Source organism: Parageobacillus sp. KH3-4 (genome assembly GCF_022846435.1).
GTDB lineage: Bacteria > Bacillota > Bacilli > Bacillales > Anoxybacillaceae > Parageobacillus > Parageobacillus thermoglucosidasius_A.
The window spans coordinates 3,205,206-3,227,824 of sequence record NZ_AP025627.1 but is presented as its reverse complement, the minus strand read 5'-3'; the positions used below and the strand labels follow the sequence as shown (position 1 = coordinate 3,227,824).

Genomic DNA, 22,619 nt, shown 5'->3' with positions numbered 1-22,619 from the left:
ACATACATTTGTTCCTGTTTTTATTGTAAAAGCGGACATAAATTCTTTTATAATGTAAATAAAAGGGGAAATAACTATAATAGGATTGCTTCTGAACGCTTTAGAGAGCCAAAAACCGACTAAAATAATTTATCTAAGCGATTGTGGCAAATGGAGTTTAAAGGGGTATTTATCCTAGAGGCTGTAGGAGATGCACATATCAAAGCCTTTTGCGCCTTAAGAAAACAACGGAGAATCTTTAAATTGAGTAGCATTTTATCGATTCATCCTGCAGCAGAAAGAAGGAAGCAAAAAATAGTTAGTTAGAGTCTGCCATTTGGCAGTTTTTTTATTTTTGCTGAGATAAAAGAATAATATTGGTTTTCCTCTTCAATTCCTATGGGAGAATAAGCTTTCTTACATAATTTGTATGTCGTGATTTTCCAAAAAGCTTGAATTAAGACACCGTGCCCTTGGCGTTGGCACGGTGTCGTTATTTAAATCTATTTAATATGTTACAGCATTATAAGAATTGATTCTTCCATATTTGAAGTATGTTCCAGTTCCGGAGATTTTGTCTGCTGTTTGCTCGATGGCTTGACGAATTTCTATGTTATTCCGTCCTTGACTCGCTAGTAAGGCTGCAAGACCGGCTACATGAGGGGATGCCATGGAAGTGCCCGACATATAGGCATATCGGTTACCAGTAATAGTTGAGACAATGTCTACACCTGGAGCTACGACATCTACCCATGTTCCATAGTTCGAGAATGATGCTAACCGATCATATTGATCTACTGCGCCAACTGCAATTACATTTTCATAAGAAGCCGGTTCAAATGTTGTAGAGGATCCATTATTTCCGGCTGCGGCAACTACTACAGAACCCTTATTCCATGCATAGTTTACAGCATTCTCCAATGTGGTTGTATGACAATCACAACCAAGTGACAGGTTAATGACTTCAGCGCCTGAATCAGCAGCATAAATGATCGCATCGGCAATATCACTTAGAGTACCACTGCCATTTCGATCTAAAGCGCGCACAGCCAAAATTCTTGTGTTTGGGGCCATGCCGGCAATACCTGTAGCATTGTTTGTTTCCGCAGCTGCTATTCCAGCTACGTGCGTACCATGATTATTCAAATCCATTGGGTCGTAATCATTATCTACGAAATCATATCCTTTGATGACTTTTCCATCTAAATCAGGATGTGTATAATCTACACCTGTATCAATAACAGCAATCTCTTGACCGCTACTGCCTTTTGTAACATCCCAAGCATAGTCGGTATACGTATTTTGTGGACCATATTGATAACCCTGATAGTACGTATCATTTGGAGTCCAAGCTGCATTAAATAAATAGTTTGGCTCTGCGTATTCTACTAACGGGTTATTATTTAATGCTTTCACAACAGCTTCCACATTTCCTACTTTTAGTACATTAAATTTAGATTTAACTCGATCATTATCTGGAACCGCCGTTGCCCCAACTTCTTTTAATGCCTTTGCCTTTTCTTCAGCATTTACTTGTTCTTTGAATTGGACAATGACTTCTCCCTGGACATATGCTCCTTTTTCATGAGACACGTTAATTTCGGAAACGGTTTTTGGAGATTCTACCCCATCATTAGAGGCTGCTTCCACAAGGAATGGAAAAAGTGACATGGAAACAGCGAGGGATAAACTAACAATCGCTTTAAACTTCATGGAAATATTCCCCCTTTAAATGGAATTGCGGTATTAATTTTACGTTGAGGAAGGGGGAGGAATGAAAAATTTTTTCTCAAAAATCTCGACATTTATTTTAATATAATATAATTTTGTAAAATAATGGTATTTAATTGGGGATTCTTAGATATTTAATCGTAGCATGCTAAAACATTGCTGATACATTGGTTGTTATTTTCCTGATGCTTAAAGGTGGACCCAATGTACGATGAAAAGGTATTATACATAAGCTGATTAGTAAGTTCGATAAAGCATATTGGAGTGTGTATAGGTACATAGTGTTATATCAACATAAACACCGTTACACATCAGAAGTGCTACTACAAATTTCCACAGCGACGACTCCCAATCATGGATGAAAGTCCATTCCAGAAAATGCCCCTGAAATATCTGTTTTTTCAGTGAATTGTTTAAAAGAAAAAAGGCCTCTTATACTCCCATGGAAGAATAATTTATTTCAACATCTTTATTATTTGACCATTTTAAAAATACAAGTTTCATTGCCGAAAAAGATGGAAAAATCGCTGGATTTTTGATAGGTTTTCTATCCCAAACATCCGGGAGACCATATATACACTTTGTTAGGGTTCATCCAGATTACAGGAAACAGGGGATTGGAAAACAACTTTACAATGAATTTTTTCATATTGTGAAAAAGAATGGTCGGAATATCGTCCGTTGTGTAACTTTACCAGTGAACAAAGTTTCCATTGCAATTCATAAAAAAATGGGATTTGAATGTTAGTGGCAATTAAGAATTGTAGTGTTTGGCAATTAAGGATATGCATAATTTATTGCATATTCACCGCTTTACATGGAGTGGCGGGTATGATAGGCTTATATGCCTTGCAAAGTCCTGTGGCTTGCCCCCTTTGCCAGAAAGCATGCCCGCAGAGGCTCCATGTCAAGCGACAACAGGTATGAAATTTTATACAGATCATTGAATATTCTTATTTGCCATTTCATGCATTTTTTAATTGCCAAAAACAATTTGAAATCGAAAAAAATGGAGATAAAGAAATGGACGGAGCTTCTGTATATGCTGATTATGATGGACCAAATCAAGATAGAGTTTTATTTGTGAAGAGGTTAATTTAATTATGAACTTGTTCAACTCCCGTGGAAGAACAGAAATTCTTCCTAAATCTGTAGTGCGCGAAATGCAGCATGGGTGGCTAACGGATTCGATAGTTCAATTAACCGCTCTTGTCATTTTATTATGGGCGGTTTTTCTTTTGATCGAAAATCGACAGTGATAACAGAGCTTAAAAAAGAGCTCTTCTTATTGATATATCCTCTTTAAGTAGACAGTGTAAAAAGCCCGCACCAATTGTGTGGGTGTTACACTGTACTTGGAGGGGATTTTCATTTGGCTAAAAGGACAAACATTCAACACTGTACAAAAGAATTTAAAAGAATGGCTGTAGAAAGGTATAAAAATGGAGAGGAAAGTTGCGACGTACTTACTAAAGAATTGGGTCTTCGCAGTTCAACACAGTTAAGCACTCCATCAATTTATAAATATTGCTCGCCAAAATGAGAATATATTTGGGTGAATCGGATAAATAATCTGATTCGTAATTAAAACAATTTAATGGCAAAAATCCAAAAACTCCATACAATAATACAAAAGATTAAATTGTTTTATCTGGAGATGGTCTTATGGCACGCTGGATCGACATATCCACAAGCAAACATCAATTAAAACTTTATGATGGTAATAAGTTAATAAAAGTGTATCCCATTGCTGTTGGCAAAATGTTAACCCCAACACCTTCAGGAGTATATACAATTATCAATAAACAACGCAACCCCGGAGGTGCTTTCGGAGTATTGTGGATGGGGTTGTCAAAGCCTCATTATGGAATACATGGAACAAACAACCCTTCTTCTATCGGTAAGAATGTGTCACATGGATGCATTAGAATGTATAACCGTGATGTTATGGAATTGTCATCAATGGTTCCTATTGGAACACGTGTCTCTATTCATAAATGAGGTTCTAAATTTTTTTCTATTTTCTATGAAAATCCAATTCTATCTGAAAAAATAGGAAAATATTATAACGTATTCCCTTTTTTATTGAAAAAGCATCTGCTTCCTTAGGCGGATGCTCTTTTTTGGCGTTTTTGTCTACAGTCTGCGGCATCCAAAATGGATGCCGTTTTAATGCTATTTTTATAAAACTAACGATGAGAAAGGCGGCGTAGAGAGTTTCAGAGTCCTCATGGGTACGATACAAACGCCGCATTCGCGAACTAACTTTGCAGCTTCTTTTTCATGTTAAAGATATCAACGTTACACGAAAGATGTATCAAGATATGCTTTTTGATTGTTTCAACTCTTTATAGGTAAGATACCAACATTATAAGTAAACCAGAAATAGCTACAAGAGTTTCTGATTTCAATTCCTTATAGGTAAGATACCAATCCCAAAACGTGTTGATGTATCAACGTTTTTCCTGAAATGGCTGCACCTAGTTATACGCCATTTAGAAAACTGCGTCAATATGTGGGATGCTTATAGTTGTAGGGAAGAAGGAGAAAAAAGTAGTGCCGTCGATTCCTAGGGGTTTTTGCACAATTAGAGGTCGACGACGGAAGTACAAACAATTAATAAGAGCAAAAAGCACTTCTCATTAGAAAGGAATTTAATCTTCAAAGCAATTCGTTCCATAAGCTCTTCCATTCTTTTCTTCTCTTCTTTTCAAGACCGCCTATATGTTCCGTGTATCCAGATGTGTAGCGATTATTGGTTTATTGTTCCGCATGTTCAGAAGTTGTTCATCAGGACGATAAGGTTTTCCTCGACAAGCGAAACTTCAGATTGTCGGCTTTGGCGACAAGCGTCTGTTGGGCAAATTTTTATATTAGTTGTGATATAGGTGTAAACGTATATAATGCCACAGACGGAAGCTATAAAGGTAAAGCTTATGGCGGTGAAAGTTATAAAGTGTATGCAGAAAAAGACGGATGGTATGATTTAGGAAACTCAACTTGAGTTAAAGGTGAACATGTAATAATTATTAAGTAAATAACAGTCTGAAAGAAGTATTACAGATAGGAATACTGCAGCTTGCCGGTTCTTTAGCCAGATTGGTAATGTTATAGTTTACTTGCCGTATGCACGCAGACCCCCTCCATTTAATTCCCCATCACTTGCGCGATGACTTTTATAAAGAATACGGGATCCGCATTGAAGGGGACCTTTCGCCGTTAAACATGATGAGATTGGAAAAGGAATATGGTGGGCGTATTGAAGATGTCATGGTCGAGAGAATTTTCTTCTCGGAAAATAAACGAGTCGGCATCGGGACGTTCAGCCCGTCGGACCCAAAATCGCAGGATATTGCCGATCTTACAGGAAGCATTGATTTTTCAACTATCGCTCAGTACGGTTCAGAATCAGACCCGCGCGCCTATCGATTTGATGGTGAGTTAAACAAAGCGAATCGCGGAATTATGGAATTTCAAGAAATGCTCAAATGCGATGAAAAGTTTCTCTGGCATCTGCTTTCTTTGACGCAAGAAGGAAATTTCAAAGCGGGGCGGTTTGCGCTTATTAGCGCTGATGAGTTAATTATCGCCCATACGAACGAAACGGAATATCGTTCTTTTATCGCGAACAAAAAGAATGAAGCGCTTCATTCGCGGATCATCGTCATGCCGATTCCGTACAATTTGCGCGTGTCAGAAGAAGAGCGAATTTATGAAAAGATGATTCGCGAAAGCGATGTCGCTGATGTCCATATTGCTCCGCATACGCTGCGAATCGCCGCAATGTTTACGATTTTAACGAGATTGAAAGAATCGAAACGGCCGGACGTCGATTTAATTAAGAAAATGCGCCTTTACGACGGCGAAATGGTCGAAGGATTTAATGAAGTAGATGTCGAGGAATTGAGAAAGGAACATCCAGATGAAGGAATGAGCGGAATCGATCCCCGCTATGTCATTAACCGCATTTCCTCATGCATTATCCGCAAAGAAGTTCCGTCGATTAACGCATTAGACGTATTGCGATCCTTAAAAGAGGGGCTTGACCAGCATCCGTCCATTTCGAAAGAAGATAAAGAGAGATATTTAAATTTTATTTCGCTTGTTCGCAAAGAATACGACGAAATCGCCAAGCAAGAAGTGCAAAAGGCGTTCGTTTACTCATATGAGGAATCGGCGAAAACATTGATGGATAATTATTTGGATAATGTGGAGGCGTACTGCAATAAAACAAAACTGCGCGATCCGCTGACAGGGGAGGAAATGAATCCAGACGAAAAACTCATGCGCTCGATCGAAGAGCAAATCGGCATTTCGGAAAACGCGAAGAAGGCGTTTCGCGAAGAAATTTTGATTCGCATTTCTGCCTATGCGCGGAAAGGACAAAAGTTTGATTACAATTCGCATGAACGGTTGCGAGAGGCGATTCAGAAGAAATTATTTGCTGATTTAAAAGATATTGTAAAAATAACCACTTCCACCAAAACTCCGGATGAGCAACAGTTAAAGAAAATTAATGAAGTTGTGGCGCGTTTGATCGATGAATATGGCTATAATTCTACGTCAGCAAACGAACTGCTTCGCTATGTCGGCAGTTTATTAAATCGATAGCATGCCTGATGCTGGGCATGCTTTTTTGCTCGATTAGCGGGGAAGCGTTTAGTTGCTGCGAACGAAAAAACTTTGTTGTGTAAAAAGAAAACGCAGTTTTGTTTTCCAGTGGTCCATGTTTACTGAACGGAGAGAAAAATTATATACAATGACTAGGATGCGATCTTTGACTGTCGGGATGGGATCGTGGGAATTGTCTAAACATCATTTTGTTTACTGGGGAATCCGACGCGGATGGGACAGAGAGGGAATTTTTGCACACTAAGACATGATCACGGTTGAAGCTGATTGATCGCTTGTCCAACAAAAATTTGCATATTCATTTTCGTAATAATTTGTCAATTATTTCGCTTTTTTGCATAGGATAGAGTAAACAAACTGTCATTGATTCATTACGTTTTTATGGCGCCAACATAAGTATATGCTCAAAGTGGAAAAATGTGAAAACATTTGATGAGGAGGGGGAATATGAAAGGAAACTTTGTTGTATCGAAAGAAGACTGGTCCCTCCATCGGAAAGGACACGATGACCAAAAACGCCATCAAGAAAAAGTAAAGGAAGCGATTAAAAACAATTTGCCGGATTTAATTACAGAAGAAAGCATCATTATGTCAAACGGGCGTGATGTCATTAAAATTCCGATTCGTTCGCTGGATGAATATAAAATCCGTTATAATTACGAGAAAAACAAACATGTTGGTCAAGGAAGCGGAGAAAGCCAAATCGGCGATATTGTCGCAAGGGATGGAGCAGAGGAGGGACAAGGTCCTGGAAAAGGGCAAGGAGCGGGAGACTTGCCTGGGCAAGATTATTACGAAGCGGAAGTATCGCTAATGGAACTAGAAGAAGCGTTATTCAGCCAATTGGAGCTGCCAAATTTGCAGCGGAAAGAAGCGGACCAAAACGTGGCGCAACATATCGAATTTAACGACATTCGCCGTACTGGTCTGATGGGGAATATTGACAAAAAACGAACGATGCTCGCGGCATTTAAAAGAAATGCGATGAATGGCAATCCAAGTTTTTATCCGATTTATCGTGAAGACTTAAAATTTAGAACGTGGAACGAAGTGGTAAAACCAGAATCGAAAGCTGTTGTTCTTGCGATGATGGATACAAGCGGCTCAATGGGGCTGTGGGAAAAATATATGGCGCGCAGTTTCTTCTTTTGGATGACCCGTTTTTTGCGTACAAAATATGAAACGGTGGAAATCGCATTTATCGCCCATCATACCGAAGCAAAAGTGGTTACTGAAGATGAGTTTTTTACCAAAGGGGAAAGCGGGGGCACGATTTGTTCTTCCGCCTATCGAAAAGCTCTCGAACTCATTGAAACGAAATATTCGCCATCGCGCTACAATATTTATCCGTTCCACTTTTCTGATGGAGACAACTTGACATCGGATAACGCCCGCTGCGTCAAGCTTGTTCAAGAATTAATAAAAGTGTCAAACATGTTTGGTTATGGGGAAGTAAATCAGTACAACTATACACCCTATATACTCTAATATTAAGAAGGCTTCTGTTTCAGGCAGAAGCCTTTTTTCTTAACAAATAAGTGATGAAAATGTATAATTAAATTCAAAAAAAGGAATAAATGATTGTAAATAGTATATATTTATTATATTATTAACGAACAAAATATAATAAAAATGATCGTAAGGGGTAATGAGACATAAGGTTAAAACCTTTCGTTCCTTTAATGTTACCATTAAAGGAAGAAGTCGTAAACCAGCTTGAATTTATTCATGAGTTAATCGAAGCAAATAAGAGCATTGTGGAATACCAAACAATGTTAAGAAATTCTAAATTACATCCTCAGTTTTTGCTAAGACCAGTAATGCTTAAGGAAGCGGTTCAATCTACAAAAATTGAGGGTATCCAAGTTACGTTAGACGAAGTAATGGAGGCAGAGGCCCGAACTAAAAAAGCAAATAAGGATATTCAAGAGGCGCTGAACTACTATAAAGCATTAATGGAAGGAATGGATGCTTTAAAAAGTATTCCTATCTCTACGCGCCTTTTTAAATTAATGCATAAAACATTGTTATCGAACAATGTAAGGGGCTCCAATCGTTCGCCAGGGGAGTACAGAAAAATTCAAAACTTTCTTGGGCCTGAAGGATGCACTATTGAAACAGCTACCTATATTCCTCCAGAACCGCAGCTTGTGAATGACTATATGTCCAATTTAGAAAAGTATATAAACGATCCTCAAGATGATTACGATGAATTAGTAAGGATTGCGATTATTCACGCGCAATTTGAAACTATCCACCCATTTTTTGATGGAAACGGCAGAATAGGTAGGATTTTAATACCTCTTTATTTGTACAATAAAGGTGTAATTGACTATCCAAGCTTTTTTATTAGTGATGTTTTAGAAAGAGATAAGCATAAATATTATCGGTATTTAAATGACACTCGCTATAAAGGCGATTGGACGCAATGGATTAAATTCTTCTTAGAATGCATTAGCATTCAAGCTAAGAAAAATGTTCGCTTAATTGAAGAAGTGAATGAACTATATGAGGAAGATTTGGAAAGAGCAAGTTCCATTGTTAATAGTAGCAATATTCGTACTGTAATCGATGTAATGTTCCAAAGACCAATATTTACGGCCAAAACCATGTCTAATCTAACTGGTTTATCAGAGGGAACGATTAGGAGATATCTAAACAAATTGGAAGATCAAAGAATTATTTTCTCAGACGGAAGAACCCGCTCCAAAACATATTACTATTATAACCTTCTTGATAAACTTCGATAAGAAAAAAGCCGTTGAGAAACTTGAACTCTCAACGGTTTTGTTATATCTTAGGGTAAAGCTGGATTACAAACTGATCCTTTTTCGTCCATTCTGGTTTACGCAAGTACGTCGCTTTCTCAAGCACCGATTTGAGGAGGTGATTTTTCTTTTCAACATCGTCCGTACTACGATATGCCTCTAACACCTTTTTGACGGTTGGAACATACTCGTTGATGTTCTTTTCCTTGAGTTGTTCTTTTTCTATCTCTTGTTTCAGCTGCTCAATTTCTTCTTGTATCTGTTTGGTACGCTGCACAATGTTTTGCTGCCGTTCCAGAAATACTTCTACAGTGTAAATTCCACGTTCTAAGAAGTCGTGGAGATTGCTTTTTTGAACGTTCAGCTCTTTCAGTTCTTTTTCTTTTTTCTCAAGCGCCTTTTGTTTAAGAGGGATGACAGATGGACTTTCTCTTTTCTCTATCATTTGTTCCTGAACTTCAAATTGATCGATAAATTCAGCAAGTGATTGCAAAATTCTTTCCTCAACAAGAGGGAGTAACGCCCCTTTTTGTACACCTTTACATTTTGGATTCGCACAACGAATCATATCGTTAGGGCGATCAGGGCGCGGTTGATACCACATCGTAAAACCACAAATTTCGCATTTCAGAATTCCAGCAAGAGGGTTTGCAAGCGATTTGCTTTCAACTGTAGAAGGACGCCAACGACTTTTGTAAGCTTTATTGGCGGCTTCCCAAAGCTCTTTTGACACGAGCGGTTCATGTGCATTTTCTTTCACATACCAGCGCTCTGGGGGCATTTTTTTGCGCACATATTTCCCATTTTGTTTTACATACCGTACTTTTCCCCAAATGATATGGCCCATGTAAACTTCGTTTGTCACAATCGCTGTGATAGTTGACGGTGACCAAAAGTCACGTTTTTCGTTCGGCGGTTTTGCTCCAAGTCTGTCCAATTCTGCCGCAATCGCCTGCCGGCCATATCCATCTCGCATCATCTCGAAGATTTTCACGACTACCCATGCGGTTTCCGGATCAGGGCGCAGCTTGAGATTTTCGTCACGAAGGTAGCCATACGGCGGCTTCTTCGAGATAGATTTTCCTTCTGCTGCGGATGCACGACGGCCGCGTTGCATACGCTTCGAAATGGTTTTTAACTCTTCACGGGCGATAAGGGACTTGATTCCAAAAACAAGTTCCCATGTTTCACTTTCTGGATCATAAACTTCTGTAGGAGTGATGATTTTAGTCCCGGAGTAGCGGAATGCACGGTCTAAAATTCCTTGGTCTAGCATATCACCGCGGCCAAGGCGGTCGATGTCCATCACAAGAACAGCGTCGGCGATTCCTGTTTCCACTTGACGCAGGAGTTTTTGGATTTCTGGACGTTCAGCAATTGATTCTCCGGAGACGACTTCCTCAAAGATGTCGATGATGTTGTGTCCTTCTTTACGCACAACAGCCAGCAACGTATCACGATGCCGTTGCAAGGTATCGTAGGATGTGCCCGTTTCGGCTGCCTTTTTTTCTTCTTCAATGTCTTTGCGGCTTTTGCGGAGGTAAATAAAGATATCGAGGTTCGTTGGTCTGTACATAACATCACCTCTACACAAGTAGATAACCGACCATACACAATAAAAAGAAATAGTCCAAAAATTGGAATACTGCTTAATTAGGGTACGGTTTCGAATTTGAATCAAACGCTCTTCACATAATTTAGGTGTTACCTTAAACATATTCGGCATATGCTCAATTATGTATGGCTCGTTCCACTTAATGAATCTCAACATATGACAAGGAATAGCAGCATATTTAAAATGGTTTGCATCTCGTTCTTGCAGCTCACGAAAAGCCTCTGGCATCATACTCTGTACACCGACATGTCGTAAAATGTGGCATAGTTCTGGAAGAAAGCCTCACGTTTTTCTTCTTGAGAAAGACGCGAATCGATGGCAATGAAACGGAATCGCCCTACAACTTGGTGAGTGGAAGGAGATGGCCTTTCATGCAGAAAAATGCTTAATTTTCTTGAAATTATTAACGGATTAATATCTTCTGGGCGAAAAATCTTTAGTCTTGTATAAAATCTGGTCACCCAACCCTCCAACGCTGTTGTGTAGTAGCGGCGTAGCTCCATATTGTCCCCTTCCTAAGGGGATTATAAGAACGAATGTTTGGGTTGGCGATAAAAAGAAAAAACCCTTAAAGGCACTAGACAAATTTAATGATAATTCCTGTAGCTGCTATTATAATGCCGATCGTCCAAATAATAATGATATTTCTTGATTTTATTATTTGGTTTTCGACGATTGTTTCTGTTGCGATTTTCTTAGAGGAGAAAGCTTCATCTATTAAAACCTTTACTTTATTTTCATCCGGTTTGTTTTTGAGTGCCTCATATATGAGTTTTTGCATTTCGGATTTGGCTGGTAAGTTATCTAATTTTTTAGTTCTTTCCTCAATAACAGCCATGGCAGTTTCAAGCTTGCCAATACGATGGTTTGTATCATTTAACTTTTCCAATACTTCCTTAATTTCATACATAAAATTTTCGTCCTCCTTATCTGGAGAAGCTTGTGAAAACTCGATCAGATTTCTTCATCACACCGTTAAGATCAAAGGACTATAGTCTAAATCTTTTGCCATTCTGCAATATCAGTTGGAACATCAGGGAATTGAGCCGTCTAATTTGTCCAACTTAAAGCAGCAAGTTGCATGGCAAAATGCGTCATCAGCAGCTGCGTTGGGGACAGATAGTGTCCATATCCGATACCGTTGATAATCAGTAAATATTTTTTATTTAATTGATCGTATTTGATGTACATTGGAACAATTGGGCTTTTGTAATAATACATTATTTCCACCTCCTTCCTGTTGGAAAACATTCGACAGGAAAGAGGAAAATCATACAAAACTGTTTCCATATGTGAGGTAACATCAGAATGTCAGCAAATGATTCCCATGCTCCGCATAAACATGAACAAAGGGGGAATGCGGGCATGAAGGAATTCAAATACGGCAACACGACTGTTATTATTCACTCCCCGTTGGTACTTATGAGCGCTCAAGAACGGAAAGAGTGGTTCGAAAAGGAATGGGAAAAGGGAAATCCCATTTTGAAACAGATCGCCCAGGCGGTTATCGATTGCTACCGACCAAAAGAATTCAATTAAAGTCCTCTAATTTAATCGGGAGATGCAGCAACACATCCTTTCTTACACTGCTGACATGGATGATGAAGATTACTTATTCCGCTCCCTCCGCTCGCCGCTCCCGATTAAAAGAATACAAGCTTATAAGATATTAAACCGCGCAGCAAAGAGAGACGGCATCTTAGAGATCGGCACCCACACCCTTCGAAAAACGTCCGGGTACCATTTTTATCAGCGTACGAAGGATGTGGCGTTGCTGCAGAAGATATTTAACCATTCATATCCGTCGGTTACATTGCGCTATATCGGCATTAACCAAGACATCATCGATAAAACGGTTGATGATTTCAATTTATAGGGGGCTCAATTGTGAAATCAGTATAAAGATTGCGATGTTTTATTCGCCGTTTCGCAAAACTTTGAAGAACATCATCTCTTGCAGTGCCCGGTTTGCAAGACAGATAAAGCACTTTGCGAATTGTCTTCTGGAGAATTGCGCATTCAAGCAAAAGCGCAGCAGTTCGTCGTTCCGGAAGGGCAAACAGATATTTACGAGTTTTTAGAGTAGTAAAGGAAACACAAGAGTAATTGTGTCTCCTAATAAGGAGGATAAAAAGTTTATGTATAGCACTAATTAAGATAAAAACCTTTACTCCAATTTTGCCAGCAGGGCAAGGAACTACTGGAACTAGTGCTCGTGAATGCGTTGAAGAAATATTAAATGAATTTGTCGCTGATCACAATAAGCAATGACCAGTTAGAAACGTTTGCAAATTTCCTTGTCGACAGTTTGCAGCTAAACGATCTTGTTGATAGTGAATATACAATTTTTCAAGATTACAAGATCATTATTAAACATATGACGGTCAGCGATTTTGAAGCATTGCCGGAATTCGATGGTTATTAAACACAATAAGGCATTCTATTGCGCAGCAGAAATAATGCGAAATAAAAGGAGGTAAATTAAGATGGGGAAAATAAAGAAAAGATGATTCATTCAATACTTTCGTTTTTACAATGCAGAATTAATTGAACATCTTGAAATGAGAAAAAACATGAAAAGTAATTAATACGAACTGCGTATGTAATCTATTTACTGCGCAGTTCAAAAAAGTTATCTAGCAGACGCATGGTGTAAAGGAGTGAAAAATGTGAGAAAAGTTAGATTCACTTTATCCATGGAACTTAGTTTGGTTGCAAAAAGGGAAGAAACCGTGAAATTTGATAATGATATGACGACAATATGAGCAATGGAGAAAGGAACAACTAGATGGCGGATGGGAAGGAATTGATTGATACACGCTCCTACGATATTGTGAAAAGCACTTCTAAAAGAAGTGCTTAATCACCAATACAATTTATTTAAAGCTGGAATTAATTCATTAAAATAAGGCTTGATGATGAAATCCTTAGCGCCTATTTCAATAGCATCAATAATTAACCTTTTTTGCCCCATTGCTGAATAAATTATTACTTTTGCTTTTGGGTCCCATTTTAAAATATTTTTTAAAGCATCTAACCCGTTCATGATAGACATGGTTAAGTCGAGTATAACAATGTCAGGTGTTTTTTCTTTATAAAGAGATACAGCGCTACTACCATCCGAGGCCTCAGCAACAACTTGGTAACCATTATCGTTTAAGAGATTCTTTAATAAAATTCGCATAAACCTTGAATCGTCAGCAATTAATATAGTTTTAAACAATTTAAAATCACCTTTCGCTAAGTAATAAGGCAAATTAGCAAAAGGGAATCCTCTTGTTGTAAAAATGTGCAATCTTGCTATCATAACACAGTTGTCGTAGGTCTGTGGATTTTCATCTCTTACTTTTGACAAATTTGCCCTTAGCAAAGTTTAACACAAATTATTAAAAACGCCAGATTTTTATTTATTAAAAATTTTATAAAAAATTAAAAGAATGTTGGGAAGGATAGCACTGTAAATCTAGGGGAAAAAATAAGCATTTTATTTCACATTAGACATATGAAGCGAAGGGGATTGTATGGAATTTTGCAGTTGTGTACGAAATACCTCCAATGCGAGGGATTTTTCGTACAGAGGTAAATGCAGATAGCATAAAGGATGCTGAAGAAAAAATTCGATTGAATCCAGAAACAGCAAATTATCGAATAAGAGAAGTAAAGGAAATTTCCCGATAAGTTAATTCGCAGTACGACATATGAAATAAAATAGCAATTGTGTTGCCCAAGTTATTTATAAGTAAAGAATGAAAAAAATAAATGAATAAAAAAAAGGACGAATCTATATGATCCATCCTATAAAACATTTAAACGTACTCTAATTAGTAACTACCAAAAGAAACAACTGCATCCAACAATAATTAAAAGGATAAACAGCACAACAATAAAAGCAAAGCTGAATCCATAGCCACCTGACATTTTGTGCACCTCCTGTGTTACATGGATAGTACATCCTATGGGAAACATAGCGAGCATGTATAGGACAAACATCTAAATTTTGTTTATTGGAAGAATTAAACGAATGTACAGGTAATAAAAAACGATGGATCAGTTTAGCATTTTGTTGAAACGGGAGATGATATGGTGTGAACCAGGTGCAGAAAGAGACCGAAGAACACATTTAGGGAACAAAATAGATACGGAGGAGTAAATGTAAATGATGAAGAAAAATAAATTAGCAGGAATGTTGGTTTTAGGACTTGCATTGACAAGTTTAGCAGTTGCAGCGAATCGTTCAAAAGGGCTGCGAAAGACATCGATTCCAACTGGGGAGGATTGAATCGAGTCGCTACAGTCTATGATGCAAATGGAATGTAATAAGCGATATGAAGGGAAATTTGTGTTCAAGCCGATAAATACGGTAACAAAATCAAATTCGATATAAATGGAAAACGTGTTTTGATTTATAACGCAACAGTGATTGTTGCAGAAAAATAATCAAAAAAGGAACAAGGTTATTTTCGGGGAATTAAATGATTCTTTAAGCGGGTGGAATTTGACCTTGTTCCATTAAGATTTGTTTCCACTATTGAAGTGTTTAATACAAAAAATAAAAGCTAGGACTTCTCCCAGCTTGGAAACAATGACTCAATTATGTTTCCTAAGAATCGCGTTTGTTTTATTCAGGGGACCAGGCTTTTTATGTTCCATTTCAGCAATGTATCTCGGTTTTCTTGATACTACCACTAAAGAAATAATGAAGCCAATCCCTAAGATAGATGATAATGTCCATGCGAAAAGTTCAATTGGAGACATTACCTGATACCCTCCTTTTTTGGTGTTATGTAAAAGATATGTCGACATGTTCGTCCACATGCTTATTGGGAAACTAATTTACACTCTCAAGAATAAACGGACAAAGGAATGAGGAAGCAAAATGACAGTTATGTTTCCAAAGGAGTTTATTTTTGTGAGGCTGTTATACAAAGTAGAAGGAATTTTATTAGTAAGTAATAATGCTTAACAGCATTATACTTAACTTAATTATAACCGTGCTTATGATTAAACTTTTAAAGTCTGGAACTTATAATAATGAGCTTAATTATCTAACACCCGATCAAGAAAAACATAAGAGCATCCTGAATATATTTAAATTCGTGCATCTCTTTCAACATCATTATGCGTTTTTGTTATAATAAAAAATATACAGAATCATTTTATAAAAATAAGGAGGAAAAGCATTGGCTGAATTGAGCAAAGCGCAGATTCAACATCAACGGTTATCTAAAGCTAAAATCATTAAAAGGGCAACTGCTATTTTCATCGGGGCTGTTCTAATGGCAGTAGGACTTGAAATCTTTTTAGTCCCTAATAACGTTATTGATGGAGGCATAACAGGTATTTCAATTATGCTTTCGCACATTACGGGTTTTCCTCTTGGAATTTTTATTTTTCTTTTAAACCTTCCGTTCTTTTTTATGGGTTATAAACAAATTGGAAAAACTTTTGCTATCTCCACATTGTTTGGGATTATCGTTTTATCCGTTTTTACCTCTCTGTTTCATCCTGTTCCAGCCTTCACAGAAGACATTTTATTAGCTACCATTTTTGGCGGAATGATTCTGGGTACAGGAGTAGGCCTTGTCATTCGTTATGGTGGTGCTTTGGATGGCACGGAAATACTCGCTATACTCATCAACAAAAAATTCCCTTTTTCCGTTGGCGAGATCATCATGTTTTTTAATATCTTCATTCTAGGTGCTGCCGGATTTGTTTTCACTTGGGATAGAGCGATGTATTCAATTTTAGCCTATGTGATTGCTTTTAAAACGATTGATGTTGTCATTAAAGGATTAGATGAATCGAAGTCGGCATGGATTATTAGCGATAATTCTGAAGCTATTGGGGATGCTATCATGAACCGATTAGGGCGCGGTGTTACATATTTGAGCGGAGAAGGAGCATTCTCTGGTGACGATAAAAAAGTGATATTTTGTGTGATTACCCGTCTTGAGGAAGCCAAACTTAAAGAAATTGTCGAAGAAAATGACCCAAATGCTTTTTTAGCTATAGCAGATATGGCTGAAGTACGTGGTGGACGTTTTAAGAAAAGAGATATTCATTAATATTACTAAATTCTATAATGGAAACAAAAATAAATATGTCCAAGACCGAAAGCGTGAGGGCACTGATTGTGCAGAGTAGCATGTCTACTTCTGTATGATTGGTGTCCTCTTTTCTTTTGCTGCAAAAATGATGGGAGGAATGTGTCATGAGGACCATCCAGCGGCAATTGCACAAATGGATGAAAGCAAACAAGATACTTCGAACAGAATAAGAAAGAGCCTAAACCAAAACGCTTCAAAGAACGATTCACCGAGCGGGAATTAAAAGAACTGATGGGGGTTTATCGTCCAGTTTATTGTCGTGACAAAGGCGGCACTTTTCGCCAGCGGTAATCATTCATTTCGGAGGTTGAGAAGATGGATAGGTCATTAGATGAAATTGATCGCAAAGCGACAAAAAAGCGGTTGAAGCGGCATTAGAAAAGTATCGTATCTATTTGCTTACATTACGATTGGATCAACTGCCGAGAGTAACTCAACACTATTCGCTCGTTCCTCCTTCCAATACAAACAAATTCCATTCCTCAACCGAAGAAAGGGATATTAGTAATTCTGACTATGAGCGGGAACGCAGCGAATATATTAAGCGGGTAGCAATGGCAGTGAATCGCTTAGGTTATTGGGAACGTGCGATCCTTATCCGGCGTTATATGACTGAAGACGATGTATATTGATTACGAAGTTTACAATGACCTGGGCATGAGCGAGCGGAAGTATTATCGCATCAAATCGCGGGCATTTTATAAACTCGCTTTTGCTCTCAGAATCGAGGTGTATAAATCATGAACTTTGTGCAGCCGATTCGTGGTCCAGAAAAGGTTGATCTACTCTACATGCATTACACCAGCTTCTTGACGGTACCACCGTCAGCGGTTTTCGTACAAAATTACACTGTTTTTCCAATAACGCAATAAGCTTTTTGAAAAACTTCATTTTTTTTGCATAATTGTATTTCAATCCATCCATATTATTTAAAGAAAAGGTGATATTATGTTTTTAGGAGGGTTATTATGGGAATTTTAAGCGGTAATCCAAAAGAAGAGCCGATGCACTACGGAGAAATATTTGGTGTATGGTCGTATTTACTAATGTCTAAAGGGCTAGTAGCCGGATATCAAACACTACTCAACCACACAGGTGATGAGGATTTAAAAAATTTTATTGAGGATAGTATCGAAAACGTTCTAAAACCGGAAATACAAGAAACAGAAAACTTGTTAAAAGAAAATGGAATAGCACTTCCGCCATCACCGCCAGAACGGCCAAAAGCATGTTTGGAAGATATTCCTGCAGGTGCGAGATTTACTGACCCGGAAATTGCTGCAATGCTTAGTAAAGATATTGCAGCCGGTTTAGTGGCATGTAGTACAATTATGGGGCAGTGCATCAGGGAAGATATTGCTTTAATGTATGGTCAATTTCACATGAAAAAAGCGCAATATGGTGCTACATTGCTTAGAATGAACAAAGAAAAAGGTTGGCTGGTTCCACCGCCGCTCAATGTGAAAAGTTCGGATTGTTAATCTAAAAGCTTGCGATGCCGCAAGCTTTTACTTTTTCATGATTGGCTCTGTTATATTCATTTTATATGTCTTATTGAAATATCACTCCCTGTTAGTGGAATAACAAAGTAATCGTCAATCTCTGCCTTAACCCATTTGATAATAATTACTTTCCCCCTTCTTTTGTAGAACGATCTATGCCTTGTAAATGCGATTGATTGCTCCTCTTCTTGCGTCTGCGGTCAAGCGTTACTTCCTTGTTCTTGAAGTAACGCATTTGTTTGTTGAATAAGTTGTTTCAAAATAACCCCTAAACAGCTCCTTTATATCTACAGAATAATTGTTTTTTTGATTGGACATATTAAAGTTAACAGTTATTAAAAGGAGGTGAAAACCGTGTTAAAAAAAATTCTCCATTCACTTTGTGCTCTATCAATTACATTAATGCTTTGTGAGATAGCTGTTAATGCTCAAAATAACAACATTGACATCGATAACAATACAAACAAAATAACTCACATGGCTCAAAATGCGGGCGTTGCTGATAACAATGATGATGACGATAACGATACAGATTGGGGTTGGATTGGTTTAGTTGGTTTAGCAGGACTGTTAGGGTTAAGAAGAAATGACAGAAGAGATTAGAACCGATAATTAATAAATTGATCTTTTCAATCTTTTTAAAGCTAATATACTGAAAAAAGACAAACTCACCCGGTTGAGTTTGTCATCAAATTAAAAAGCCCAATTTTTCCGTCATAGCAATGAGAAATTGGGCTTTTGTTACTCCACCAATTGTGCCTTCAGCGGAAGGTTGATATACCGCTATTATGCCTAGTCAGTAATTCTTTGAATGTAATGGAAAAGGGACACTATGGTCTTTGATTTTCTTTCCTTAACCCGTATCAGATAATCAGAAAAATCAACATCAATATTAATTAATTTGATATTTCCGAGTACTTATTCATGGCCAACGATACTCGAGGCCGGGCGGCTCTAAACCATTGAAAGCAAAGTATGAAGATAAGAACAACGTCAATGGCGTCGCCACCGTAGTACATTAGCATTCCTCCAATTTCCGCCTGTGTTGCGGGCACGCCATTAGGTGGTTGAGCATAGATGTACTTGGATAAGATGCCGTGGCCAGCTAAAGCAATCACCAACACAATTGCACGGTAGACGAAGCTAGACCTATGTGGTGTCGGGTCAATATAAATCATGGACACTGTGAAGAGGTAGCCGGCAAAGAATACATGTATGTGTATCAACACATGAAGAAGAATATTTTTCTGCATCGCCGCGTATAAGTCGGTCGTATAGAGTATCCATAGCCCTCCAACATTGAGGAAGGATGCGACAATTGGATCACTAAGAATACGAACTGGCCAACTCTTCAGAACACGCGAAAGACGCCGGGCTAGAGTCACATTGAGTGTTCGCAGGACAAGAGTCATAGGTGCAGCTAGCACCATAAGGAGTGGAGCAAGCATTCCAAGGAGCAAATGACCGATCATGTGCGCTGTGAAATCCATATGGGCACGATTCGCTAGGGGTCCGACAACTGTGGAAGCCGCGCAGAGAACTCCGAAAGTCCAGAAGGCAGTACGGTATAGCGGCCATTGTTTGTGGCGGCGACTGGATACGAACGCAGCAAGGATATACATAACCAATATTAGTACAAACGGTAGTGCCAAGAGTGACTGGGATATTATCCCATCTCCGTGATAAATATGAGTTCCATCGCCGTGATGAATGTGATTATTGATACTCATATGAAATAGTCTCTCCCGGTTGTTGTGATCTGCGTCGTGTGCGAATAATGAGGATGGTACCGGCTACAATCATGGCAATGGCAATGATATTCCATGTCAAGTCATAGGGGAGAATATTCACATTGTAGCGAATTTGGTGCAACCGCATTAGCTTGTGCTGGATTGTGCCGTCGTATAACTGGAATATTCCTGCTCCGAGCAGCACCCCTCCCCACCACCTAGTGAGCCAAAATGCGTTTCGTCGGTGAAGATCGGCGAACATAAACGAGGACCCGATTGTCGCAAACCAACTAAAAGCGTGAAACAGACCATCTGAGACCAGTCCAATATCGGTCGTGGACTTGTCATAAAAATGATGCCAATGCAGTAGTTGATGAAAGACAGTTTCATCGATAAAGGCTACTAGGCCGATGCCGAACAGGAAGCCCGACCATAGATTACGAGCCGAGTATGCAGAGCGAGTTGCATAATTTGAATGATTTTTTAAATTCACGTTTTCAGCAGTCATATGATCCTCTCCTTCGTGCATATGAGCTCTATTCCACACTTGCACCTTCACATCGTTTCTTCCCCCATCTTTCCCAAAATAAACAAGTTATAATCAAGATCAGCAGGAAAATTGCCCATATAAATAAACAGAACAAATAAATTACGTAGAAAACATAGTGACAGGAAAACGGAAGGATTTTGGCAGGAAAACGACAGATTATTTTGTTTCGGACATGCTATGTTGTATCGTGGACATTTTGTTGAAGCGGGGCGTCACTCTGACTGATATTATCCCTCTTGTGTAGACAGTGTAGAAAAAGGACACACTGCTATACAGGAGGGATTTTTTTGGATAAATCAGATGCAAAATACACAAGCTATAGTTTTGAATTTAAATTACGTGCAGTGACGATGTATTTGAATGAACAATTAGGGTATCGAAAAGTGGCCAAGAGAATGGGGATCAAAGATCCTAAAAGGGTACGCATTTGGGTAAAGAACTATCAACAGTATGGAGAAGAAGGACTAAAAGAACGTAGAGGAAAAACCATTTCCTCTAAACGGGGCCGCCCAAGAAAGAAGCCATTAACAGTAGAAGAAGAAAATCGAAAACTCAAAGCAGAAAATGAATTCTTAAAAAAGCTTATTGCCTTGAAAAGGAGGTGAAAACCAGAGACAAAACCGTCTTCTATTCCATCATTCATGATCTTAGTAGCTCCTATCCTATTTCTTTATTATGTAAGATAGCTTGTGTTTCCAGAAGCGGTTATTATAAGTGGCTGAAACGAAAAAATGTAACAACAGTGAGAGATTTAAGAAATCAAGACATCATGAATTTGATCGTGGAAGCCTATGAAGTATCCAATGGAACTTATGGTTATCCAAGAGTAAAGGCATACATTTTGCGGGAATACGGGTGGAGAATCAATCACAAATGTATTTATCGCTTAATGAAGCTAATGAATCTTAAGGCGAAAATTCGCAGAAAAAAGCAGGTCTACCGAAAAGGTTCGGAAAGAATGACGGTACCGAACGTATTAAATAGACAATTTACAGCGAGTAAACCGAATGAGAAATGGGTGACAGATATTACTTGTCTCCTTTGGGACAACCAGCGTCTATACTTATCCGTTATCTATGATCTCTTTAACAGGGAAGTGATTTCATATCGAATCAGTAAAAGAAATGATGTTCCACTGGTTCTTGATACCTTAGACGAAGCAATAAAAAAACGAGATGTGAATGGAACCATTTTACACAGTGACCAAGGGTTCCAGTACACATCCCATGAATACCACGCAACTCTCAAACAACATGGTATTATTCCAAGTATGTCCAGAAAAGCAGACTGTTTAGACAATGCTTGTATAGAAAGCTTTTTTAGCCATCTAAAAACAGAATGTATATATCTTGAGGAATTTCACTCCATGGATGACCTGGAAGCAGCTGTTCATAAATATATGGAGTTTTATAATGATAGGCGCATTCAAAAGAAACTCACATATCTTAGCCCTGTACAATACAGAAAGAAGGTATGTGCATAACACAAGGAATCACGGATGACTAGAATAGCTCCTCCATCAGCTTGTCTGCCAATTAGTTGATGGGCTGTCAGTGTCAAGTGATTTCCTTGACACTGACAAAACCCAATCAACTATGATGGATGAAGCTGATGAGAGGGTCTTTCTAAACACTGTCTACTTGACAGGGATATGTCCACCGCATGGATTCCCCGAAGTGGCAGTCATCCAATCAAGTACCTTCGCTTCGCCATCCATCATAATAATATTGTCGCTATGATAATCACCATGGCAAACTTTGTTACCGCCTGGTAACTGCATTAAATAATTCGAAATCAGCTCCTTTTCTTCCTTGTTTAACAGGTCGGTTCCGGAGATGTTCTGAGAGAGGTATTCTTTTTGAGAAGGCAGTTTATCCGTTCTCTTTTCGTGGAATGAAGCTTGTAAATTCGCGAAAAAGTGGGCATTTTTTTAAGTAATAACGGCTGGGAGGATAAGACTTGTGTAAAGCTTCTGCCGATTATGTTTTCATAAATGATGCCCCGT

General features: G+C 38.4%; 23 protein-coding genes and 4 pseudogenes. 17 read left to right on the top strand and 10 right to left on the bottom strand.

The window, feature by feature from the left end:
• Window positions 1-486: 486 nt before the first annotated feature.
• Complete coding sequence (locus tag MWM02_RS16270) at window positions 487-1,692, bottom strand: S8 family peptidase (RefSeq protein ID WP_064550748.1); 1,206 nt, start codon at window positions 1,690-1,692, stop codon at window positions 487-489.
• Window positions 1,693-2,167: 475 nt separating this feature from the next.
• On the opposite strand from MWM02_RS16270, the pseudogene MWM02_RS16265 reads away from it, so the two are divergent.
• From MWM02_RS16265 to MWM02_RS16240, 5 genes and pseudogenes are all read left to right on the top strand, one after another.
• A pseudogene (locus MWM02_RS16265) lies at window positions 2,168-2,452 on the top strand (N-acetyltransferase family protein); the annotation flags it as partial.
• 923 nt (window positions 2,453-3,375) lie between these two features.
• Complete coding sequence (locus MWM02_RS16255; protein ID WP_064550749.1) at window positions 3,376-3,711, top strand: L,D-transpeptidase; 336 nt, start codon at window positions 3,376-3,378, stop codon at window positions 3,709-3,711.
• A 1,119-nt stretch (window positions 3,712-4,830) separates the two neighbouring features.
• A pseudogene (locus MWM02_RS16250) lies at window positions 4,831-6,321 on the top strand (PrkA family serine protein kinase); the annotation flags it as partial.
• Between the two features lie 468 nt (window positions 6,322-6,789).
• Window positions 6,790-7,809, top strand: a pseudogene (gene yhbH, locus MWM02_RS16245) (sporulation protein YhbH); the annotation flags it as partial.
• 188 nt (window positions 7,810-7,997) lie between these two features.
• A complete protein-coding gene (locus MWM02_RS16240) occupies window positions 7,998-9,092 on the top strand; it encodes a Fic family protein (RefSeq protein ID WP_346015949.1) in 1,095 nt (364 codons plus the stop codon).
• 40 nt (window positions 9,093-9,132) lie between these two features.
• Here MWM02_RS16240 and MWM02_RS16235 read toward each other — a convergent pair whose 3' ends face one another.
• From MWM02_RS16235 to MWM02_RS16220, 4 genes are all read right to left on the bottom strand, one after another.
• A complete protein-coding gene (locus tag MWM02_RS16235; RefSeq protein ID WP_244403640.1) occupies window positions 9,133-10,686 on the bottom strand; it encodes a recombinase family protein in 1,554 nt (517 codons plus the stop codon).
• 266 nt (window positions 10,687-10,952) lie between these two features.
• Window positions 10,953-11,228 (bottom strand): hypothetical protein, encoded by a 276-nt coding sequence (locus tag MWM02_RS16230; protein ID WP_232509520.1) that lies wholly within the window; start codon window positions 11,226-11,228, stop codon window positions 10,953-10,955.
• A gap of 74 nt (window positions 11,229-11,302) precedes the next feature.
• On the bottom strand, window positions 11,303-11,635 hold the full coding sequence (locus MWM02_RS16225; RefSeq protein WP_244402452.1) for a hypothetical protein: 333 nt from the start codon (window positions 11,633-11,635) through the stop codon (window positions 11,303-11,305).
• A 140-nt stretch (window positions 11,636-11,775) separates the two neighbouring features.
• On the bottom strand, window positions 11,776-11,946 hold the full coding sequence (locus MWM02_RS16220; protein ID WP_157778146.1) for a hypothetical protein: 171 nt from the start codon (window positions 11,944-11,946) through the stop codon (window positions 11,776-11,778).
• Window positions 11,947-12,090: 144 nt separating this feature from the next.
• Here MWM02_RS16220 and MWM02_RS16215 point away from each other — a divergent pair, with 144 nt between their 5' ends.
• From MWM02_RS16215 to MWM02_RS16205, 4 genes and pseudogenes are all read left to right on the top strand, one after another.
• Window positions 12,091-12,264 carry a hypothetical protein gene (locus tag MWM02_RS16215; RefSeq protein WP_244402451.1) on the top strand — a complete coding sequence of 58 codons (174 nt, stop codon included), beginning with the start codon at window positions 12,091-12,093 and terminating at the stop codon, window positions 12,262-12,264.
• Between the two features lie 22 nt (window positions 12,265-12,286).
• Window positions 12,287-12,601, top strand: a pseudogene (locus tag MWM02_RS16210) (tyrosine-type recombinase/integrase); the annotation flags it as partial.
• Between the two features lie 78 nt (window positions 12,602-12,679).
• On the top strand, window positions 12,680-12,811 hold the full coding sequence (locus tag MWM02_RS19430; RefSeq protein WP_256462192.1) for a hypothetical protein: 132 nt from the start codon (window positions 12,680-12,682) through the stop codon (window positions 12,809-12,811).
• A gap of 153 nt (window positions 12,812-12,964) precedes the next feature.
• Entirely contained in the window at window positions 12,965-13,150 is a 186-nt protein-coding gene (locus MWM02_RS16205) for a hypothetical protein (RefSeq protein ID WP_064550754.1), read from the top strand.
• 438 nt (window positions 13,151-13,588) lie between these two features.
• On the opposite strand, the gene MWM02_RS16200 is transcribed toward MWM02_RS16205, so the two are convergent.
• Complete coding sequence (locus tag MWM02_RS16200) at window positions 13,589-13,948, bottom strand: response regulator (RefSeq protein ID WP_244403639.1); 360 nt, start codon at window positions 13,946-13,948, stop codon at window positions 13,589-13,591.
• Window positions 13,949-14,553: 605 nt separating this feature from the next.
• Complete coding sequence (locus tag MWM02_RS16195; RefSeq protein ID WP_099458886.1) at window positions 14,554-14,643, bottom strand: YjcZ family sporulation protein; 90 nt, start codon at window positions 14,641-14,643, stop codon at window positions 14,554-14,556.
• A gap of 238 nt (window positions 14,644-14,881) precedes the next feature.
• On the opposite strand from MWM02_RS16195, the gene MWM02_RS19425 reads away from it, so the two are divergent.
• The 6 genes from MWM02_RS19425 to MWM02_RS16175 all read left to right on the top strand — a co-directional run bounded on the left by MWM02_RS19425 (window position 14,882) and on the right by MWM02_RS16175 (window position 18,937).
• Complete coding sequence (locus MWM02_RS19425) at window positions 14,882-15,004, top strand: hypothetical protein (protein WP_256462191.1); 123 nt, start codon at window positions 14,882-14,884, stop codon at window positions 15,002-15,004.
• Window positions 15,005-15,905: 901 nt separating this feature from the next.
• The gene (locus MWM02_RS16190) at window positions 15,906-16,790 is read left to right on the top strand and encodes a YitT family protein (protein ID WP_244402450.1); all 885 of its coding nucleotides are present in this window, start codon (window positions 15,906-15,908) and stop codon (window positions 16,788-16,790) included.
• A gap of 437 nt (window positions 16,791-17,227) precedes the next feature.
• Window positions 17,228-17,464 carry an ArpU family phage packaging/lysis transcriptional regulator gene (locus MWM02_RS19500; protein ID WP_346015921.1) on the top strand — a complete coding sequence of 79 codons (237 nt, stop codon included), beginning with the start codon at window positions 17,228-17,230 and terminating at the stop codon, window positions 17,462-17,464.
• Entirely contained in the window at window positions 17,454-17,576 is a 123-nt protein-coding gene (locus MWM02_RS19710; RefSeq protein ID WP_481861560.1) for an ArpU family phage packaging/lysis transcriptional regulator, read from the top strand. The genes MWM02_RS19500 and MWM02_RS19710 overlap by 11 nt, the downstream gene beginning before the upstream one ends.
• A gap of 224 nt (window positions 17,577-17,800) precedes the next feature.
• Entirely contained in the window at window positions 17,801-18,313 is a 513-nt protein-coding gene (locus MWM02_RS16180; protein WP_064550757.1) for a DUF3231 family protein, read from the top strand.
• 375 nt (window positions 18,314-18,688) lie between these two features.
• The gene (locus tag MWM02_RS16175; protein ID WP_244402449.1) at window positions 18,689-18,937 is read left to right on the top strand and encodes a WGxxGxxG family protein; all 249 of its coding nucleotides are present in this window, start codon (window positions 18,689-18,691) and stop codon (window positions 18,935-18,937) included.
• A 293-nt stretch (window positions 18,938-19,230) separates the two neighbouring features.
• Here MWM02_RS16175 and MWM02_RS16170 read toward each other — a convergent pair whose 3' ends face one another.
• Both MWM02_RS16170 and MWM02_RS16165 read right to left on the bottom strand, forming a co-directional pair.
• Complete coding sequence (locus tag MWM02_RS16170; protein WP_244402448.1) at window positions 19,231-20,064, bottom strand: cytochrome c oxidase assembly protein; 834 nt, start codon at window positions 20,062-20,064, stop codon at window positions 19,231-19,233.
• Entirely contained in the window at window positions 20,051-20,572 is a 522-nt protein-coding gene (locus tag MWM02_RS16165) for a DUF2243 domain-containing protein (protein ID WP_064550761.1), read from the bottom strand. Before MWM02_RS16165 ends, MWM02_RS16170 begins: the two co-directional genes overlap by 14 nt.
• Before the next feature lie 329 nt (window positions 20,573-20,901).
• Between MWM02_RS16165 and MWM02_RS16160 the strand changes: the two genes are divergently transcribed.
• Together MWM02_RS16160 and MWM02_RS16155 are read left to right on the top strand one after the other, a co-directional pair.
• Window positions 20,902-21,219 carry a transposase gene (locus MWM02_RS16160; RefSeq protein WP_244402447.1) on the top strand — a complete coding sequence of 106 codons (318 nt, stop codon included), beginning with the start codon at window positions 20,902-20,904 and terminating at the stop codon, window positions 21,217-21,219.
• The gene (locus MWM02_RS16155; protein ID WP_244402446.1) at window positions 21,216-22,097 is read left to right on the top strand and encodes an IS3 family transposase; all 882 of its coding nucleotides are present in this window, start codon (window positions 21,216-21,218) and stop codon (window positions 22,095-22,097) included. Before MWM02_RS16160 ends, MWM02_RS16155 begins: the two co-directional genes overlap by 4 nt.
• Window positions 22,098-22,250: 153 nt before the next feature.
• On the opposite strand, the gene MWM02_RS19705 is transcribed toward MWM02_RS16155, so the two are convergent.
• Window positions 22,251-22,409, bottom strand: a complete 159-nt coding sequence (locus tag MWM02_RS19705) for a phosphotransferase (protein WP_481861779.1) — start codon at window positions 22,407-22,409, stop codon at window positions 22,251-22,253.
• Window positions 22,410-22,619: the final 210 nt, after the last annotated feature.

Bases quoted from the DNA above. Each gene is read 5' to 3' on its own strand.
- MWM02_RS16255 (WP_064550749.1), top strand. From the start codon at position 3,376: ATGGCACGCTGGATCGACATATCCACAAGCAAACATCAATTAAAACTT.
- MWM02_RS19425 (WP_256462191.1), top strand. From the start codon at position 14,882: ATGATGAAGAAAAATAAATTAGCAGGAATGTTGGTTTTAGGACTTGCA.
- MWM02_RS16195 (WP_099458886.1), bottom strand. From the start codon at position 14,643: ATGTCAGGTGGCTATGGATTCAGCTTTGCTTTTATTGTTGTGCTGTTT.
- MWM02_RS16220 (WP_157778146.1), bottom strand. From the start codon at position 11,946: ATGTATTATTACAAAAGCCCAATTGTTCCAATGTACATCAAATACGAT.
- MWM02_RS16215 (WP_244402451.1), top strand. From the start codon at position 12,091: ATGAAGGAATTCAAATACGGCAACACGACTGTTATTATTCACTCCCCG.
- MWM02_RS19710 (WP_481861560.1), top strand. From the start codon at position 17,454: ATGTATATTGATTACGAAGTTTACAATGACCTGGGCATGAGCGAGCGG.
- MWM02_RS16165 (WP_064550761.1), bottom strand. From the start codon at position 20,572: ATGACTGCTGAAAACGTGAATTTAAAAAATCATTCAAATTATGCAACT.
- MWM02_RS16235 (WP_244403640.1), bottom strand. From the start codon at position 10,686: ATGTACAGACCAACGAACCTCGATATCTTTATTTACCTCCGCAAAAGC.
- MWM02_RS16205 (WP_064550754.1), top strand. From the start codon at position 12,965: ATGAATTTGTCGCTGATCACAATAAGCAATGACCAGTTAGAAACGTTT.
- MWM02_RS16180 (WP_064550757.1), top strand. From the start codon at position 17,801: ATGGGAATTTTAAGCGGTAATCCAAAAGAAGAGCCGATGCACTACGGA.
- MWM02_RS16270 (WP_064550748.1), bottom strand. From the start codon at position 1,692: ATGAAGTTTAAAGCGATTGTTAGTTTATCCCTCGCTGTTTCCATGTCA.
- MWM02_RS16230 (WP_232509520.1), bottom strand. From the start codon at position 11,228: ATGGAGCTACGCCGCTACTACACAACAGCGTTGGAGGGTTGGGTGACC.
- MWM02_RS16170 (WP_244402448.1), bottom strand. From the start codon at position 20,064: ATGAGTATCAATAATCACATTCATCACGGCGATGGAACTCATATTTAT.
- MWM02_RS16225 (WP_244402452.1), bottom strand. From the start codon at position 11,635: ATGTATGAAATTAAGGAAGTATTGGAAAAGTTAAATGATACAAACCAT.